This window comes from Streptococcus pluranimalium (genome assembly GCF_047785705.1).
In the GTDB taxonomy this organism is placed as follows: Bacteria; Bacillota; Bacilli; order Lactobacillales; family Streptococcaceae; genus Streptococcus; species Streptococcus pluranimalium_A.
Window position 1 is genome coordinate 37,636 of the sequence record NZ_JBLOJV010000004.1, and the last position, 18,208, is coordinate 55,843.

14 protein-coding genes are annotated in these 18,208 nt (G+C 43.6%); 13 read left to right on the plus strand and 1 reads right to left on the minus strand.

Annotated features, from left to right (window positions below; translation table 11 throughout):
• Window positions 1-195: 195 nt before the first annotated feature.
• Complete coding sequence (locus ACMZ6Z_RS01860) at window positions 196-1,293, plus strand: serine hydrolase (protein WP_416130962.1); 1,098 nt, start codon at window positions 196-198, stop codon at window positions 1,291-1,293.
• A 119-nt stretch (window positions 1,294-1,412) separates the two neighbouring features.
• On the opposite strand, the gene queA is transcribed toward ACMZ6Z_RS01860, so the two are convergent.
• Complete coding sequence (gene queA / locus ACMZ6Z_RS01865) at window positions 1,413-2,462, minus strand: tRNA preQ1(34) S-adenosylmethionine ribosyltransferase-isomerase QueA (RefSeq protein ID WP_416130963.1); 1,050 nt, start codon at window positions 2,460-2,462, stop codon at window positions 1,413-1,415.
• 164 nt (window positions 2,463-2,626) lie between these two features.
• Here queA and ACMZ6Z_RS01870 point away from each other — a divergent pair, with 164 nt between their 5' ends.
• The 12 genes from ACMZ6Z_RS01870 to mvaD all read left to right on the plus strand — a co-directional run bounded on the left by ACMZ6Z_RS01870 (window position 2,627) and on the right by mvaD (window position 18,208).
• Window positions 2,627-3,340 carry a glucosamine-6-phosphate deaminase gene (locus tag ACMZ6Z_RS01870; protein WP_416130964.1) on the plus strand — a complete coding sequence of 238 codons (714 nt, stop codon included), beginning with the start codon at window positions 2,627-2,629 and terminating at the stop codon, window positions 3,338-3,340.
• A 210-nt stretch (window positions 3,341-3,550) separates the two neighbouring features.
• Window positions 3,551-4,264, plus strand: a complete 714-nt coding sequence (locus tag ACMZ6Z_RS01875; protein ID WP_416130965.1) for a pseudouridine synthase — start codon at window positions 3,551-3,553, stop codon at window positions 4,262-4,264.
• A gap of 66 nt (window positions 4,265-4,330) precedes the next feature.
• Window positions 4,331-5,287: a competence protein CoiA gene (locus tag ACMZ6Z_RS01880; protein ID WP_416130966.1), complete on the plus strand. Its 957-nt coding sequence runs from the start codon at window positions 4,331-4,333 to the stop codon at window positions 5,285-5,287.
• On the plus strand, window positions 5,284-7,086 hold the full coding sequence (gene pepF / locus ACMZ6Z_RS01885; RefSeq protein WP_416130967.1) for an oligoendopeptidase F: 1,803 nt from the start codon (window positions 5,284-5,286) through the stop codon (window positions 7,084-7,086). Before ACMZ6Z_RS01880 ends, pepF begins: the two co-directional genes overlap by 4 nt.
• Before the next feature lie 145 nt (window positions 7,087-7,231).
• Complete coding sequence (locus tag ACMZ6Z_RS01890) at window positions 7,232-7,804, plus strand: GNAT family N-acetyltransferase (protein WP_416130968.1); 573 nt, start codon at window positions 7,232-7,234, stop codon at window positions 7,802-7,804.
• A gap of 206 nt (window positions 7,805-8,010) precedes the next feature.
• The gene (locus ACMZ6Z_RS01895) at window positions 8,011-8,568 is read left to right on the plus strand and encodes an NADPH-dependent FMN reductase (RefSeq protein ID WP_416130969.1); all 558 of its coding nucleotides are present in this window, start codon (window positions 8,011-8,013) and stop codon (window positions 8,566-8,568) included.
• A gap of 242 nt (window positions 8,569-8,810) precedes the next feature.
• Window positions 8,811-10,016, plus strand: a complete 1,206-nt coding sequence (locus tag ACMZ6Z_RS01900; RefSeq protein ID WP_416130970.1) for a quaternary amine ABC transporter ATP-binding protein — start codon at window positions 8,811-8,813, stop codon at window positions 10,014-10,016.
• A gap of 13 nt (window positions 10,017-10,029) precedes the next feature.
• Entirely contained in the window at window positions 10,030-11,748 is a 1,719-nt protein-coding gene (locus ACMZ6Z_RS01905; RefSeq protein WP_416131011.1) for an ABC transporter permease/substrate binding protein, read from the plus strand.
• 249 nt (window positions 11,749-11,997) lie between these two features.
• A complete protein-coding gene (locus tag ACMZ6Z_RS01910; RefSeq protein WP_416130971.1) occupies window positions 11,998-12,129 on the plus strand; it encodes a KxYKxGKxW signal peptide domain-containing protein in 132 nt (43 codons plus the stop codon).
• Window positions 12,130-12,261: 132 nt separating this feature from the next.
• The gene (locus ACMZ6Z_RS01915; RefSeq protein ID WP_416130972.1) at window positions 12,262-16,212 is read left to right on the plus strand and encodes a Rib/alpha-like domain-containing protein; all 3,951 of its coding nucleotides are present in this window, start codon (window positions 12,262-12,264) and stop codon (window positions 16,210-16,212) included.
• Window positions 16,213-16,418: 206 nt separating this feature from the next.
• A complete protein-coding gene (mvk, locus tag ACMZ6Z_RS01920; protein WP_416130973.1) occupies window positions 16,419-17,294 on the plus strand; it encodes a mevalonate kinase in 876 nt (291 codons plus the stop codon).
• The gene (mvaD, locus tag ACMZ6Z_RS01925) at window positions 17,276-18,208 is read left to right on the plus strand and encodes a diphosphomevalonate decarboxylase (RefSeq protein WP_416130974.1); all 933 of its coding nucleotides are present in this window, start codon (window positions 17,276-17,278) and stop codon (window positions 18,206-18,208) included. Before mvk ends, mvaD begins: the two co-directional genes overlap by 19 nt.

An 18,208-nucleotide genomic window follows, 5' to 3' on the forward strand; every position in this document is an offset into this window, starting at 1 on the left:
GAGCCTAGGACACCTTGTCTCAGGCTTTTTTATGTTGGAAGGCTGGCTATGACTATGCTAATACTCTCTAACCATGGGAAGGTTTCATCGTTTTGCCACTTTTTGATGCTTCTTGAGTATCAAATGAAAATAGTAACATTAAAATGATTGAAAAATACTCATTTTCCTTTATAATAGTTAGAGGTTAGGGGAATTATGGTGACATTTAAACGTATCAAACAGTTATTATTAGGTGCTATCTTAGTTAGCTTTATCTTGTTGATTGTGATAGGGTTTGACACTTATGTCAAGCCTTTGTTTGCTGTGAAAAAGGATCAGGCACAGGAACTAGCCAAATCACAGTCAAGTCCTTTTAAGAAGCAATCAAAGTCAAAAGAGGATCCCAATCATCAAAAACCTATTCCTAAGAAAAGTCAAAAAGAAAAGGATGCTGCTCAGTTAGCTGATGCCGAAACCATGGCAGCTTATGGTTTGAGCTTTGACTATGCTCATATGACCCTTAAAGAGGTGATCCTAGCTTACATGGACAGCCAAGGAATTGATCATGAGAACGTTGCATTTTCTTATAAAGATTTAACAACTGGAGCGACTGATGCTCTAAATGATACCCAGCCCATGACAGCAGGTTCGACCTATAAACTCCCCTTAAACATGCTTGTTGTTGATAAGGTAGCCAAAGGCGAGTTGTCAATGACTAAGCGTTTTGATATTACAAAGACCCCTTATGAATACCAACCAGAGCATGATTCCTACGTTGCGGCCTTTAATGGTGCCATGTCAATCCCTGAAATGCAAAAGTACTCCCTGGTTTACTCAGAAAATACTCCAGCCTATGCCTTGTCAGAACGTCTTGGTGGCATGAGCAAAGCGTTTGACAGGTTAGATCGCTATGGTCAGTCAAAAGCAAGCATCAAAACCATTAAACGTGATGGCAACAAGACAACAACGGACTATTACATTCAGGTCTTGGACTATCTCTGGCATCACAAGGAGAAATACAAAGATGTGCTTTACTATATTGGGCAATCCTTCCCAGCCCAATACTACAAGACCTACCTACCGTCTGATGTAGAGGTTTATCAAAAGCCAGGGTATGTCCGTGAGGCCTTAAATGTTGATGCCATTGTGATGGAGGAAAATCCTTATCTAGTAGCACTCTATACACGCTATTTGGGAGGGTCGGATGAGACTTCTGAAGAGATCAACCCTTATGGTTACAACCAATTAACCCAAATCACTTACATCATCAATCAGTGGCATCGTGTCAATCAAAATGGCTTAAGAGCTCATTAACATAAGTCCTTCAAGAACAGCCGTTGTTTAGGAAGGATTGACAAGGAAGAGCCGCCCTTAGGCTTTTAACCAAACACAAAACGAGTCCAGACTTGGTCTGAGGCTCGTTTTAAGGTGTTTTATGAAGTTTTGTGTTGAGGAGATGTTAAAAACATAGCGTCTCCAAAACTGAAAAAACGGTAATGCTGTTCAATAGCGTATTGGTAAGCGTCTAGGATGAACTCTCTTCCAGCAAAGGCCGCAACTAGCATGACCAGTGTTGATTTAGGAAGGTGAAAGTTGGTTGAGAAAGCATCAACGACTTTGAAATGATAACCAGGTTTAATGAAAATATTAGTCCAGCCAGAATCAGCGACCAGCTTGCCCTCATGTTTATTGCCAATGGTTTCAAGGGTTCGGATAGACGTTGTACCGACAGCAATGATACGTCCTCCTTTTGACTTGACATGATTAAGGGTATCAGCAGCTTCTTGGTTGAGTTGGTAAAATTCTGAGTGCATATCGTGTTCTGCGATATTATCTACCGAAACAGGACGAAAAGTACCAAGTCCGACATGGAGGGTTAAGTAAACCAAATGGACCCCCTTGGCAGCTATCTTTTCCAAAAGTTCAGAGGTAAAATGTAGTCCAGCTGTTGGTGCAGCTGCAGAGCCATTTTCCTTGGCATAGACTGTCTGATAACGCTCACGGTCATCTAATGTTTCGTGGATATAAGGTGGTAGAGGCATTTCGCCGAGGCTCTCCAATACTTCTAGAAAAATGCCATCATAGGAAAAGCGTACGATACGCCCTCCGTGCTCCAGTACTTCAACAACCTCTGCCAGGAGACGACCATCGCCAAATGAAATGGTCGCTCCGACTTTAAGGCGTTTAGCAGGCTTGGCTAAGACCTCCCACTCATCACCAGAAGTATTTTTTAAGAGCAGTAATTCAACATGACCGTGGGTATCTGCTTTTTGACCATAAAGACGGGCAGGTAGGACGCGGGTATTATTCATGACAAGGGCATCACCGGGATTGAGCTCATCAATGATATGCTCAAAATGAGTATCCTTCATTTCTTTGGTCACTGGATTTAAAATCAAGAGTTTTGAGCTATCACGTTTTTCTAAAGGTGTTTGTGCGATAAGGTTTTCGGGCAAATTAAAGTCAAAATCGTTCGTGTTCATAGGTCTCCTTTGCTGGTTTTGCTAACGTCAACGACTACTATTATTGTATCACTAGTTGGTGTATTTGTTTAGTAGTAGCAGGACTTTATTTACTTGACAACAATTGGTATATACCATATAATAAAGATGTCAAATTGATATAGACCAATTAAGGAGGGCTAGAGATGAAGATAATCACTGTTAAGAATGCTCAAGAGGGAGGAAAGGTTGCTTTTGACCTTTTGAAAGACAAAATGTCTCAAGGGATTGAGACGCTTGGTTTGGCGACAGGATCGAGTCCAGAGACCTTTTATGAGGAAATTCGCCAGTCAGATCTTGATTTTTCCCACATGACCAGCATCAATCTGGATGAATACGTCGGCTTAGATGACTCAAGTGACCAATCTTACGCTTATTTTATGAAGCAACAGCTCTTTGATGCAAAGCCCTTCAAAGCCTCCTACCTTCCAGATGGTAAGGCAGATGATTTAGCAGTTGCTGCCAGAGATTATGATCGTATTATTGCTGAGAATCCTATTGATTTTCAAATCTTAGGCATTGGTCGCAATGGGCATATTGGGTTCAATGAACCAGGAACTTCTTTTGATGCGACGACTCAAATTGTGGATCTAGCCCCCTCTACTGTTGAAGCCAATAGCCGCTTTTTTGATAGCATTGAGGATGTGCCTAAAAAAGCTATCTCTATGGGAATTGCTTCCATTATGACTGCCAAAACCATTGTCTTACTTGCCTTTGGAGAGGAAAAAGCCAAAGCTATCAAAAGCATGGTTGAAGGACCAGTCACAGAAGACTTGCCAGGTAGTATCCTTCAAAAACATGACGATGTGGTTGTCATTGTTGATGAAGCGGCAGCTAGTCTTTTAACTACTCAAAATTAATATAAAGAAAACTGCTACAGGTAGGGCTTTCCTTTGAGTGAAGCTATCTTAACTTTTATCACATGCACGACCGTATCTTAGAGTTTTTTACCCTATAAAAATCCTATAGTGACGATTTTAAAACGAACCGCCTTGGACCATTTCTTAGATTAGAAAAGGTTACCTAGGGTTCGTTTTTTGATTTTGATTAAGATATGATAAACTAGTTCTATGCGTTTGGATACCTTATTAACTCAAAAAGGATTTGGTTCTAGAAATCAGATTAAAACATTATTAAAAAGTCGTCAAGTTAGTCTCAATGATGCTATTGTAACCAATAAGGCTCAGATGGTTGATGCCAATGTTCAGGACATCAGGGTTTCTGGAAAGCAGGTCAAAGACGATTCTTTGGTCTATTATCTCTTAAATAAACCCGCAGGTGTTGTCACAGCATGTCGTGATCAGCAGCATCAAACGGTGCTTGATTTACTGGCACCTAGGGATCAAAGACAAGGTCTCTATCCTGTCGGACGGTTGGATCGCGATACCCAAGGATTAGTGCTTATCACAAATAATGGTCCCTTAGGCTTTCGCCTGCTTCATCCCAAGCATCATGTCCAAAAAGTTTACGAGGTTGTGGTGAATGGTTATTTAGGCCAAGATGCTATCTCTTTTTTTAAGCATGGCGTAATCTTCTTGGATGGCACACAATGCCAACCGGCCTTCCTAGATATTATAGAAACATCTCAGCTGTCTAGTAGGGCTAAACTGACGATTACAGAAGGGCGATTTCATCAAGTTAAAAAAATGTTTTTAGCTTATGGTCTCAAAGTTGTCTTTCTTAAGCGAGTGCGTTTTGGGCAGTTTGAGCTAGGCGATTTAAAGTCTGGAGAATATCGTTCCTTGAGCCAAGAGGAACTACAGGCTCTTTTTGCAGCCTTATAAACAAGAGTTGTTTTTTGACTTCCTTTTTACGAATAGTAAGGTGTAAAGGGGGATTTGACGATGTTTATGGCAAGGGATAAGAGTGGGCGATTGTATCATTTGTTGAAAGATGATGTTCCAAAAGGGGTTTATTTCTGCCCGACTTGTCAAGGTCCTTTATGCTTGAGGTCTGGAGAAAAAATGCGACCGCATTTTGCTCACTTGACCTTAAAAGATTGCTATGAGGATTACCAAAATGAATCTCCTGAGCATCTGGGTTTAAAGGCTCTGTTGTTTGCGCATTTATCACAAGAAAAAAGCCTTGAAATCGAAAAGCCCCTACCAAGCATTGGTCAGGTTGCTGATTTGATTGTGAATGATAAATTAGTCTTAGAAATACAATGTTCATCTTTATCGACCAAGCGTTTACTTGATAGGACTAAAGCCTACCGCTCAGAAGGCTATCATGTGGAATGGCTCTTGGGCAAAAAATTATGGTTGAAAGACCGCTTGTCAGTCCTTCAAAGGCATTTCCTACAGTTTTCTCCTCGTATTGGCTTTTATTTGTGGGAGTTAGATTGTGATAAAGAACAGTTGCGCCTACGGTATTTGATTCATGAGAAACTGTCAGGTGAGCTGGTCTATCTCACCAAAAGCTGCTTTTTGTCCGAAGATGTCATGGGGCTTTTGCGTTTTCCCTTTCAAGCAAAAAGATTGTCTAGCTTGAGAGTCTCCTGCTTAAGGCAGCCACAAGCCTATATTCGCAAACAGCTCCTCTATAAAAATCCCAAATGGATGAGGCAGCAAGCCTTGGCTTATCAGCAACACCAAAACCTGTTGCTACAGCCGACAGAGTTTTTCTTCCCCCAAATCAAGCCAGCTCAGGTTCCCTATCAAACCAAGCTTAATCAGCCAGAAATGGAACACTATTATCAAGAATTTACAGCTTATTATCGCAAGCAGACCAATAAGTCCTTTCAAATCCTGTACTCCCCCTTTTTTTATGATAAAATAAAAGAAAAACAAAAAAGGAGTCGCCTATGACAACTAATCGCAGTCACTTAAAACTAGAAGAAACCTGGGACTTGACCACTGTTTTCGCAACAGATCAGGATTGGGAGACAGAACGTAGTAGTCTTGAGGCTGCTATCAAAGCAGCTCAAGATTATGCTGGTCATCTCTTGGACTCCGCTAGCAGCTTATTGATGGTTACTGAGACATCACTAGAGTTGCTGCGTCGTTTGGAGAAACTTTACGTTTATGCCTCCATGAAAAATGACGAGGACACGACCCTAGCCCTTTACCAAGAGATGGAAGCTAAGGCTGTGGCCCTATCGTCGCTGTATAGCCAGACCTTTGCTTTTTATGAGCCAGAATTTCTGACCATCTCTAAGGAGCAACTGGCAAGATTTGAGCAAGAAGAGCCTCAGTTAGCGCTTTATCATCATTATTTTGAAAAATTATTGGCAGCCAAAGACCACATCCTCTCGCAAGAGTCAGAAGAGTTACTAGCTGGTGCTTCTGAGATATTTGGGTCGGCATCTGAAACCTTCTCAATCCTTGATAATGCTGATATGACCTACCCTTGGGTGACAAACGATGCTGGTGAATTGGTAGAGTTGACCCATGGGAACTTTATCAGTTTGATGGAGTCAAAAAATAGAGAGGTTCGTAAAGGTGCTTACGAGGCCTATTACGGTGTTTATGAGCAATTCCAGCATACCTATGCCAAAACACTTCAAACCAATGTCAAGGTTGATAATTACAAGGCTAAGGTGCGCGGCTACGCCTCTGCGCGTCAGGCAGCCCTGTCAGCCAATTTTATTCCAGAAGAGGTCTATGACACCTTGTTAGAGGTTGTGAATCAACACCTTCCGCTCTTGCATCGCTATATGAAACTGCGTCAGCAGTTACTAGGCCTTGATGACCTCAAGATGTATGATGTTTATGCGCCCTTATCAGAGCATGACATGGCCATTACGTATCCAGAAGCACTTGAAAAATCACGTCAAGTCTTAACCGTTTTTGGCAAAGAGTATTCAGACCGTGTTAATCGTGCCTTTTCAGAGCGCTGGATTGATGTGCCTGTTAGTAAGGGTAAACGCTCAGGGGCTTATTCAGGTGGATCTTATGATACCAATGCTTTCATGCTGCTGAATTGGCAAGACACGCTGGACAACCTTTATACCTTGATTCACGAGACTGGTCATAGCCTTCATTCAACCTTTACGCGTGAGAATCAACCTTACGTTTATGGGGATTACAGTATTTTCTTAGCCGAAATTGCCTCAACAACCAATGAAAATATTTTGACAGAAACACTCTTGTCAGAAGTTACCAATGATAAGGAGCGTTTTGCGATTTTAAACCATTATTTAGATGGTTTTAGAGGAACTGTTTTCCGCCAAACCCAGTTTGCGGAGTTTGAGTATCTGATCCACAAGGCTGATCAAGACGGTCAGGTCTTAACAAGTGATTTCCTCAATAAGGCTTATGCTGAGCTTAATGAAAAGTATTACGGTTTATCAGCTCAGGAAAACCCTGAAATTCAGTTTGAGTGGGCACGGATACCACATTTTTACTACAATTTTTACGTTTACCAGTACGCAACAGGCTTTGCAGCAGCAAGTTATCTGGCAGACCGTATCGTCAATGGCACAGCTGATGATAAAGAGAATTATCTAAATTACCTCAAATCAGGAAACTCTGACTACCCTCTCAATGTCATTGCTAAAGCAGGTGTTGATATGACACATGCTAACTACCTAGAAGGAGCTTTCAAAGTCTTTGAATCACGTTTGGAAGAATTAGAAAACTTAGTTGAATCCTTGAGTAAACCCTAGAATCAGCTAAAGCAGTCAAAGTCAGATAAAACTAATCTGACTTTTTTGCTATTATACTCAAGAGAAATCCAGTTATACCAGACAAACCAAAGAATTGACGCTTGTACCTTTAAACCTATAAACGAAAGAAAAGGAGTGAGACCTTATGGAGATACGCACCCTTGATGAGAGAGATGAGGTGGCTTTTAGAGCCTTTCAAGACCTGTTATTAGCTGAAAAAGCATCAGGAAATGCTTTTATCGAAACCAAGAAAGTGACCGATTTTTCAGCATTTGTCCAAAAGAGTAGGGCCTTGGAAACCCATACAGGCAACCCTGACTGGTCAACTGTCACCACCTACTATGCCTTTGATCAGGGTGATATTCTAGGGAAAATTTCTTGTCGGTGGGAACTTGACAAGGGAGATTTAGCATCGGTTGGGGGACATATCGGTTATGTGACGTCGCCTAAGTATCGGCAAAAAGGCATTATGACCGCTTTCGTGACATTTGCTTTGTCAAAATACCGAGAACGTGGCGTGACAAGCATTTTAGTGACGGCAAATAAGCAGAATATAGCCAGTCGCAAAACGATTGAAAAAGTCGGTGGTCGCCTCGAAAAGAGCCTGCAACTACCAGATGATTACCCTAGCCCACATATGGCCGGACAAACCATCACCCGCTACTGGATAGACTTGGATGAGTCATTACTTGAGCTTAATCCAGATTCTCATGTTTGAGATATAAACCATGCTAGGCTAGCGAGATTAACCATTTTTAGAGCGACTGAGAGTTACCAAACAAATCCGTTGAAGTATTTGGAGAAAAGAACTACTATTATCTAGTAATAGCCAAAAACCATCACTCTAAACGAAGCAACCAAGCCAAGGCAGTTTCGTTTGGATGGTGAAAGGGCATCATTTGACATAAGGAGGCTGTGCTTGCTATGAAGCGTATTGGTATGATCGTTGGGAGTATTCGGGAGCAATCCTACTCTAAAGCCTTGGCTAAGGCTTTGGCTGGTTTTTTTCCAGAAACCATTCAGTTAACCATGATTGCTATTGATGATCTCCCCCTCTTTAATCCTGATCTTGATAAGGAAAGGACTTCACGTCCTGATAGTTATGATCGCTTTAGAAAAGAAGTTAAGTCTCAAGACGCTCTTATAATCATTAGCCCTGAGTATAATCGCACCATCCCTGCAGCCTTAAAAAATGCGATCGAAGTAGGCTCACGCCCCATGGATGATATCGCTTTTAATGGCAAGCCAGTCCTCATTGTGACCCAGTCTGCGGGGGGGATGGGTGGCTTTGGAGCCAATCATCACTTGCGTCAAACCCTCGTCTTTCTAAATGCAATCGCCATGGCTCAACCAGAAGTTTACTTGCCAGAGATCCATCGTTTGATTGATAAGGATGGCACCATCCTAAAAGCCGATACGGAACTCTTTTTGAAAATGGTGGTGACAGATTTTATCCGTTTTGCAACCCGCTTGGTGAGATAAAACAGTAAGAGTTTGCTTGACTAAACGCTATCACATCAGATAAACCAAGAAGGCTGGGATCACAAAAGGTCCTAGCCTTATTCTTTGTGGGATAAGAGTTGGGACTTTTTTTGATGATATTTGACGATCAAAAAAGAAAAACCTTTGCCTTGACTATGAGACCATATTGATATATGATAGAATGGTAACTTAGTGACTACTCTATTTTTTTCATGTGTGGTCACTAAAGGAAGGAGAATAAAGTGACATTACTTGAAGTCAAACAATTAACCAAAATATTTGGTAAAAAACAAAAAGCTGCACTTGACATGGTCAAAGAAGGCCAGTCAAAGACAGCTATTTTAGAAAAAACAGGCGCAACAGTAGGTGTCTATGATGTTAGTTTTGATATTAAAGAAGGTGAAATTTTTGTCATCATGGGTCTTTCTGGATCAGGAAAATCAACCTTGGTTCGGATGCTTAACCGTCTGATCGAACCTTCTTCAGGAAGTATCATGCTAGATGGTAAGGATATTTCAGCCATGAATGCTGAGGAACTGCGTCATGTTCGCCGACATGACATCAACATGGTTTTTCAAAGCTTTGCCCTATTTCCACACAAGACCATTTTGGAAAACACAGAGTTTGGACTAGAACTGCGTGGTGTGGCAAAGGCTGAGAGACAAGCAGCAGCAGAGAAGGCACTAGATAATGCAGGTTTACTGGCCTTCAAGGACCAGTACCCTAATCAGCTGTCTGGAGGTATGCAACAGCGTGTAGGTCTAGCGCGTGCCCTTGCTAATAAGCCTAAAATTCTCTTGATGGATGAGGCCTTTTCAGCCCTTGATCCCCTGATTCGTCGTGAAATGCAGGATGAGTTACTGGATTTACAAGATGCCAATAAACAAACCATTATTTTCATCAGCCATGACCTCAACGAAGCGCTTCGTATCGGAGATCGTATCGCTCTTATGAAAGATGGTCAAATCATGCAGATTGGGACTGGTGAGGAAATCTTGACCAACCCAGCCAATGATTTTGTTCGTGACTTTGTTGAGGATGTGGATCGCTCAAAGGTCCTAACGGCTCAAAATATCATGATCAAACCAATCACAACAACTCTTGAGTTGGATGGGCCTCAAGTAGCCCTGATGCGTATGCACACAGAAGAAGTTTCTATGCTGATGGCAACCAACCGTCGTCGTGAGTTGATCGGTGCCTTGTCTGCAGATGCTGCGATTGAAGCCCGTAAAAAAGGACTGCCACTGTCAGAAGTGATTGATCGTGATGTTGTAACAGTCTCAAAAGATACGGTTATCACAGACATCATGCCTCTGATTTATGACTCATCGGCTCCAATTGCCGTAACAGATGAGCACAACAAGCTCCTTGGTGTGGTCATTCGTGGTCGTGTGATAGAGGCTCTAGCCAATGTGCAAGATGACGTTGACGAAATGGTTGAGAATTAGAAAGAGGTAGTTTATTTTGGATAGTTTACAAACCAAATTACCAGTAGCTCAACTGGTAGAAGCATTTACAAATTGGATCACAAAGACCTTTACAGGACTCTTTGATTTCCTTCAAATGATTGGTAGTAGCCTTATGGATTTTGTCACCAATACCTTGGTCTTTATCAATCCACTGCTATTTATCGCTTTAGCAACACTGGCTGTTTTTTTCCTAGCTAAGAAAAAATGGTCACTCCCCCTTTTAACCCTCTTAGGCCTGCTCTTTGTTTACAATCAAGGACTGTGGGAGGAGTTGATGAACACCCTCACCTTGGTGATCGTAGCCAGTATGATTTCGGTTGTTGTGGGTGTGCCACTAGGGATCTGGATGGCTAAAAACAACACAGTCAAAAGCATCGTCAATCCCATCCTTGACTTTATGCAGACCATGCCAGCCTTTGTTTACTTGATTCCAGCGGTTGCCTTCTTTGGTATTGGTATGGTGCCAGGTGTCTTTGCATCGGTCATATTTGCCCTACCACCGACCGTTCGTTTCACCAACTTAGCGATTCGTGAGATTTCGACCGAGCTGATTGAGGCTTCCGACTCTTTTGGATCAACTCCGTCGCAAAAACTCTTTAAAGTTGAATTACCCTTAGCTAAAAATACCATCATGGCAGGTGTTAACCAGACCATGATGCTGGCCCTGTCAATGGTGGTAACAGGTTCTATGATCGGTGCTCCTGGTCTTGGCCGTGAAGTGCTCTCAGCCCTTCAAAAAGCGGATATTGGTAATGGTTTTGTCTCAGGGATTTCCTTGGTTATCCTGGCCATCATACTTGACCGTGTGACGCAAGCCTTCAATGCCAAGTCAGAAGGTGGGAAATCATCATCTCTGAACAAGTGGATTGGTATCGCTGCTTTGCTTGTCTTTCTTGGAGCAGCCTTGGGTCGTGTCATGATGACTTCGGCCGATCAATCAGGTCAAGGAAAAACCGTACGCATTTCCTATGTTCAGTGGGATTCGGAGATTGCCTCAACCAATGTGCTTGCACTAGCGCTTAAAGACCAAGGTTACAAGGTGGAGATGATACCACTTGATAACGCAGTCAACTGGAAAACCATAGCCAATGGCAACGCAGACGTGTCAACCAGTGCTTGGTTGCCTGTGACCCACGGTGAGCACTATGATAAGTACAAAGACCAGCTTGACGACCTAGGTCCCAACCTAGAAGGAACCAAACTTGGTTTGGTTGTGCCATCTTATATGAGCGTTAACAGTATTGCAGACTTGTCTGAGCAAGCCGGTAAGAAACTGACAGGTATTGAGCCTGGAGCAGGGATCATGACAGCTGCCGAGAGTGCGCTATCTGACTACTCTAACCTTAGCTCATGGGAGTTAACATCTGCCTCAACAGGGGCTATGACAACAGCTCTGGAGCAAGTCATTACTAAAAAAGAAGACATCATCATTACAGGATGGTCTCCTCACTGGATGTTCTCAAAATACGATTTGAAATACCTTGAAGATCCTAAAGGATCATTTGGAGTAGAGGAAAATATTAATACCATTGCTCGTAAGGGCTTGAAAAAAGAAAATCCAAAACTTTATAAAATCATTGACCAGTTCCACTGGACCACAAAAGATATGGAAAAAGTCATGCTTGACATGAATGATGGCATGACACCAGAAGCAGCAGCTCGTCAGTGGCTAGATGCCAATCAAGACAAAGTCAATCAATGGTTGAAGTAACAAACTGATAAAAAAGGCTGAATCTTACACCAAAAAAAGACAACTAAATCCCTCTCCATCGCCAGCCCCGCTGGCGATTTTTTGCTAGCCTTCTCTCCCTCCACCAAAAGGTCAGATATAGTCAGTAAAAACCTCTAAAACCCCGTCAAATCAAGCATAATACTTGACAAAATGGGGGGGGGTAAAATAGGGACTGATAATCTTATCAGCTATTGAAGCCAATAGCCTAGCTTACAAAAGGAGAATGATATGTATTTTAACCGTCACAATGCCCAGCCCAAAAACTGGCGCATGTACAAAAAGGGCAAGACCTTTTTATACGGCTGCTCCCTGGTCCTAGCGACGGGGATCGCCCTATCGGCACCCAGTCTTAGCGTTTGAGCTGAGAGTCTCCAGGCGGCAGACCAAGGGGCCACAGCCCAGCCTGACCAGGACCCCCTAGCTACCCAGCCCTCTGAGCCGACAGCAACCCAAGCACCTAGCCAGCCAGTCCCAGCCCCGCAGCCAGCGGCAGTGGAGGCCAAAGCCCCCCACCTAGACCCTATCGCCAAGACAGGCCTGGTCTGGAGCGGCTCCCTCACCCCAGAGGATTTTCTAGCCAACAGTGCTGACCTCAAAGCCCAAGGAGCCAGCATCAGCTTTGCGACTGGCACACCGAGCCCTGATGCCACCAGTGTCAGCCTCACAGTCACCTATTCAGATGGGACGCAGAAATCGGTTGAAGTGCCTATCACTCAGCTGACAAAGCCAGCTGAGACCGTCTCAACCCCGGCCCAACCCCAATCAGCTTCAGCCCCTGAAAGCCCAGCCGCAGAAGCACTGGACTCAGAAGTTAAGACCGAGCCAGATCGCAAAAGAGTGCGTCGAGAGGCAGACCCTGCACCGATTCCCGTCTCTAGAGAAACCATAGAAGCCATGGGGATTGACTACAATGACACAGGGATTGCGAGTTTTCTTACATATGCAGGTGATTATGCTTATGTTTATGAAAAAGGTCAAAATAAAAGTGTAATATCGGTTACTCCTGAATTTTATGCCAAATACAAAGATGCTAATCATATGTTCATTCAAAGCCGTGACGCCATTGCCGGCGCGACTGAATCAGTTGGCGAACTTTACAACGGTAAACCCCAATATGTAACCTATGTTGATGGCAAGGAGTTGCCTCCTTTCAAGAATTTAGACCAAGACCCAGCAAGGCCTTATTATGATCTTGAGTGGGAACCAGGCATACGAGCTACTGATTTAAAAGCAACACCATTAGGTACGACTCACGTTTTAAGCCGTGATGGTGAAAAACAAGGCGACGAGGGAACTACTAGCAGTCCAATGACTATGGAGCTCACAGCACTAGAGCCTAAAGATATATCAAAACGCTATTCTGCAGTGTATACTCGAAGAAAATTTTATTTGATGAATTCTAAGGCGACCTATCGGATGAGCCCGGCCAATGAGGAAACCTTCTTCTTTACTCCTGCCCTGCTAACAGCTGAAACATATACAAGTGTTAAAACTTGGTCAGGTGATTTAAGACACCGATCAGCTACTGAATTTGAGGGACATCATTATGTTAAGCTAACACTCAATAAAAGTGACATCAAAGCTATCCTGGTTAATGATAAAAATACTGTTGAGATGGTCGATCTAGGTGACAAAGTAAGCTTCTCGGTTCCAAATTACAAAAATAATTCTAGTGATTCAATTTTATTTGTATTGAAAAAGGATAGTCAGGTTACTTTCGAAAACACAGGTAATGCTATACCGACGCAAGAAGTAAACAGATATGAAATATTTTTTGATACCCAATTTTTAGAAGTTATAACTTATCCATATACCGTTAAGATTAACTGGGAAGGTAACCATACTGGCCCTCTTCCTGATATCAAAGTTAAGGCTAACGTGGTTTTTGAAACTGAGGATCTTGTCACTCGTAGATCGGAAGTTGAAAATAGAGCTTTGGAGACCAAATCTGTAGTTGGTGGAGAAACCACTGTTAGTTGGCCTCTCTCAAAACATAGAATTAAAGATCTGCCAGAAGGAGGTAAAGAGTACCATTATGGTATTGAAAATAGCATCCGTAACTTCTCAGTAAGCCTAGAGGAACCACCAAAGGGCTACAGCGTTAGCTATAATCAACGTGATAGAACGCTCACTCTAAGAGCTAACTCACTGGCAGTCAACTCTCAAGGTCAGCTCCAAGAGATAGCACCAACACCAGTCAGTGATATTAATCAGCTAAACCCAGACGAGCAGGCGGCAGTCAAGGCAGAGGTTGTGCTTAAAAACCCCAATCTCATCGCCCTCCTCAAAAACGGTCAAGATGGCATTCAAGTCGCAACCAACGGAGACGTCACCCTGACCTATAGAGATGACTCTATAAACGTCAAAACCTACCCCCAAGCCAAAACCGTCCGTCAAAAGCTCGATTCTGAAAAAGCTCAAGACGGCAAACAAGACCCTGTCAAGGTCCCAGTCAAAGACGCGACAAACGTCTCTGAGGACGAGAAAGCCAAGATCAAGGAAGCCATCAAGGTCGCCTATCCAAACCTTCCAGGCACAGAAACGATTGACGTTAACCAAGATGGAAGTGCTCGCATTACCTTCGTAGACGGCAGTGCGCCAATCGTCATTCCAGGCAAGGACACGGTTCGTCAAACCTTGACTTCTGAAACCCACACGCCAGTTGCACCAGCAGACAAGGTTGCGGTTGCTAATCCAGCAGATCTGACTCAAGACGAGAAGGACAAGGTTAAGGTCGCAGTCACCGCTTCTAACCCAGGCCTACCAGCCAATACGACCATCACTGTTGGCAAAGATGGCAGTGTGACTATTACTTACCCAGATGGTTCATCCAACACTATTCCAGGTAAAGATACGGTTCGTCAGATCTTGACTTCTGAAACCCACACGCCAGTTGCACCAGCAGACAAGGTTGCGGTTGCTAATCCAGCAGATCTGACTCAAGACGAGAAGGACAAGGTTAAGGCCGCAGTCACCGCATCTAACCCAGGCCTACCAGCCAATACGACCATCACTGTTGGCAAAGATGGCAGTGTGACTATTACTTACCCAGATGGTTCATCCAACACTATCCCAGGCAAGGATACGGTTCGTCAAACCTTGACTTCTGAAACCCACACGCCAGTTGCACCAGCAGACAAGGTTGCGGTTGCTAATCCAGCAGATCTGACTCAAGACGAGAAGAACAAGGTTAAGGCCGCAGTCACCGCATCTAACCCAGGCCTACCAGCCAATACGATCATCACTGTTGGCAAAGATGGCAGTGTGACTATTACTTACCTAGATGGTTCATCCAACACTATCCCAGGTAAGGAAACGGTTCGTCAGATCTTGACTTCTGAAACCCACACGCCAGTTGCACCAGTAGACAAGGTTGCGGTTGCTAATCCAGCAGATCTGACTCAAGACGAGAAGGACAAGGTTAAGGCCGCAGTCACCGCATCTAACCCAGGCCTACCAGCCAATACGACCATCACTGTTGGCAAAGATGGCAGTGTGACTATTACTTATCCAGATGGTTCATCCAACACTATTCCAGGTAAGGAAACGGTTCGTCAGATTGTGATAGCTATGACGGCAACACCAAGTCCAGAAAGCAAGACACCAGTCGTTGAAGGCCAGTTAATCACTCCACGTCCAGCGGTAGTGGTCAATAAACCAAATGCAGTCATCACTGGTACCCAAACCAATGGTGTAACCGTAGATGGCACTGGTAACTTAACGGGTACACCAGTGATTACGGACTGGACACCAGGTGAAGAAGAACGTGTTGTCAATATCCCAGTTAGCGTGACAGTCGGTCATGAAACTCAAGTGATTAAAGTTCCAGTAACGATTGAGCGTGATACGGATAAAGATGGCATCCCTGATAAAGTTGACAATGATGATGACAACGATGGTATCCCAGATGCTCAGGATAAGAATCCTAAGATGGCGGATGCCTTGCGTGAGGATTATGTGATCATCGTTTCGGTGGATGGTACAGAGCAAACCGCCACTTACGAAGACATCACCCATGAGCAGTTCTTGGAAATTCTTGGCGCTATCATTGAAGCCAATGTCACTGATAATCATCCGTTTGACCTGGCATATGAAAGCAGTAACAAGGTTCGACTCATCATTTTGAGCAAGACTCAAAAAGGAGAGTCCCTCACGACAGAAGACAAACCTGTTTACACAGGTCCTGTGGACCAGTCAAAACCAACGACTGGAGGTGTGGCATTGTCAACAGGAGAGACAACTCCGGTGACGCCAACGTCATACCAACCAGTGGTTAACTATGCGCCAGTAGACACGCTAAGTATCAAGCATAAGGCCAAAGAGGCGACGCTACCATCAACTGGTGAAACCAATAGCAGCCTACTTGCAGCTTATGGCGCACTTGGATTGATAGCTGGTCTTGGACTAGTAGCTCGTAAAAAACGTCGGGACGACGAAGCCTAACCCCTCATTAAGTTAGCTACTTTAGTTATCCTTAGATCAACACTCAAATGATTCAAAGATGTCAGCTAAACTCTAGCTTTCCATATTGAGAATAAGACCCATTCCTAATCAAACAGGAATGGGTTTTGTTTGGTCTTAGTCGCAATTTTTCCCAAATTAGGGTAGAATAGGACTGTTACAAAAGCTTATAAAGAAAAGATAATCTTATGAAATCTATAGGAATAGGAAGAGCACACAGTAAGATCATATTGATGGGAGAACATGCTGTCGTTTATGGTTTCTCCGCGGTGGCTCTACCGTTAAAAACGATTGAAGTGGTTTGTGAGATCAGACCAGCTAAAGAGCCACTGCAAGAAAACACGACTGATCCTTTGATCACAGCTATTTTTGCAGCGCTGGCTCACCTAGCTATTACAGCATCAAAAATCAGCTATCAGATTAGCTCATCTGTCCCTCAAAGACGTGGAATGGGATCGTCAGCAGCCGTAGCGATTGCAGCGATTCGCTCGGTCTTTGATTATTATGAGCAGCCCCTGGATGATCCTACTTTGGAAATGCTGGTCAATCAATCTGAAAAAATTGCCCACATCAATCCTAGTGGTTTAGATGCAAAAGCGTGCCTTAGTGATACAGCCCTGGCATTTAGTCGTAATACTGGTTTTACCCGCTTGGAGTTGGCTTTAAAGGCTTACTTGGTGATTGCAGATACTGGCATTCATGGACAGACGAGTGTGGCTGTTGACAAAGTTCGAAGACAAGGAGATCAAGCCTTGCCGCTCTTAGGTGAACTTGGTCAGTTAGCAGATACTTTCACAGTAGCCCTTAGGCACAATGATTTGGTGACTATGGGATCTGCCATGACAAAGGCCCATGCCATCTTAGATGACTTGGGTGTCTCAAGTATTGAGGCTAACCATTTGGTGAGAGTTGCCATCGATGCGGGAGCTTTAGGAGCCAAGATGTCAGGTGGTGGCTTAGGAGGTTGTGTGATTGCATTAACGGATACAGCTGAAAAAGCTATTCAACTGACTAGACGATTAGAGAAAAAAGGAGCCCTGAACACATGGATCGAAACCCTGTAAAGGTCACATCATACGCTAATATTGCCATTATCAAATATTGGGGAAAAGCAGACGCAGCCCAAATGATTCCCTCAACCAGTAGCATTTCGTTAACCTTGGAGAACATGTTTACTGAAACGCAGTTGACGCCTTTACATGATGCGACATCAGACCAGTTCTATATTGGGGGCGTTTTGCAAACTGCGGATGAATGCCACAAAATGAGTAAGGTCCTGGACCTCTTTCGCCAAAATCCCAAAGAATATGTCAAGATAGAAACCTGGAATAACATGCCGACAGCGGCGGGTTTGTCATCAAGTTCCTCGGGTCTGTCAGCGCTTGTCAAGGCCGCTAATGACTATTTTGGCACTCAGAAAAGCAGAAGTGAACTAGCGCAACTGGCTAAGTTTGCCTCTGGTTCTTCGGCGCGCTCTTTCTTTGGTCCTCTATCTGCCTGGGACAAAGACACTGGTCAAATCTATCAGGTAGAAACAGACCTTCAGTTGGGAATGATTATGCTAGTGATCAATGATCAAAAAAAGGCCATTTCCAGTCGCGAAGGTATGAAACGAGCAGCCGAGACCTCTCCTTATTTTTCGAAATGGGTGGAACAATCCAAGCAGGATTACAAGGACATGCTGACCTATCTCAAAGCCAATGATTTTGACAAGGTTGGGCAACTAACCCAAGCCAATGCCCTACGAATGCACGAGACCAACCACCAAGCACAGCCAGCTTTTTCCTACTTAACGGATCAAACTAGAGAAGCTATGGCTTTCGTTAATAAATTGCGTGATTCTGGTGAGAAATGCTATTTTACCATGGATGCTGGTCCAAACGTTAAGGTGCTTTGCCTAGCAAAAGATATGAAACGATTGGCCAAGGTGTTTAAGCAACATTATCAAGTGATCACCTCACTGACCAAGGACCTTTAA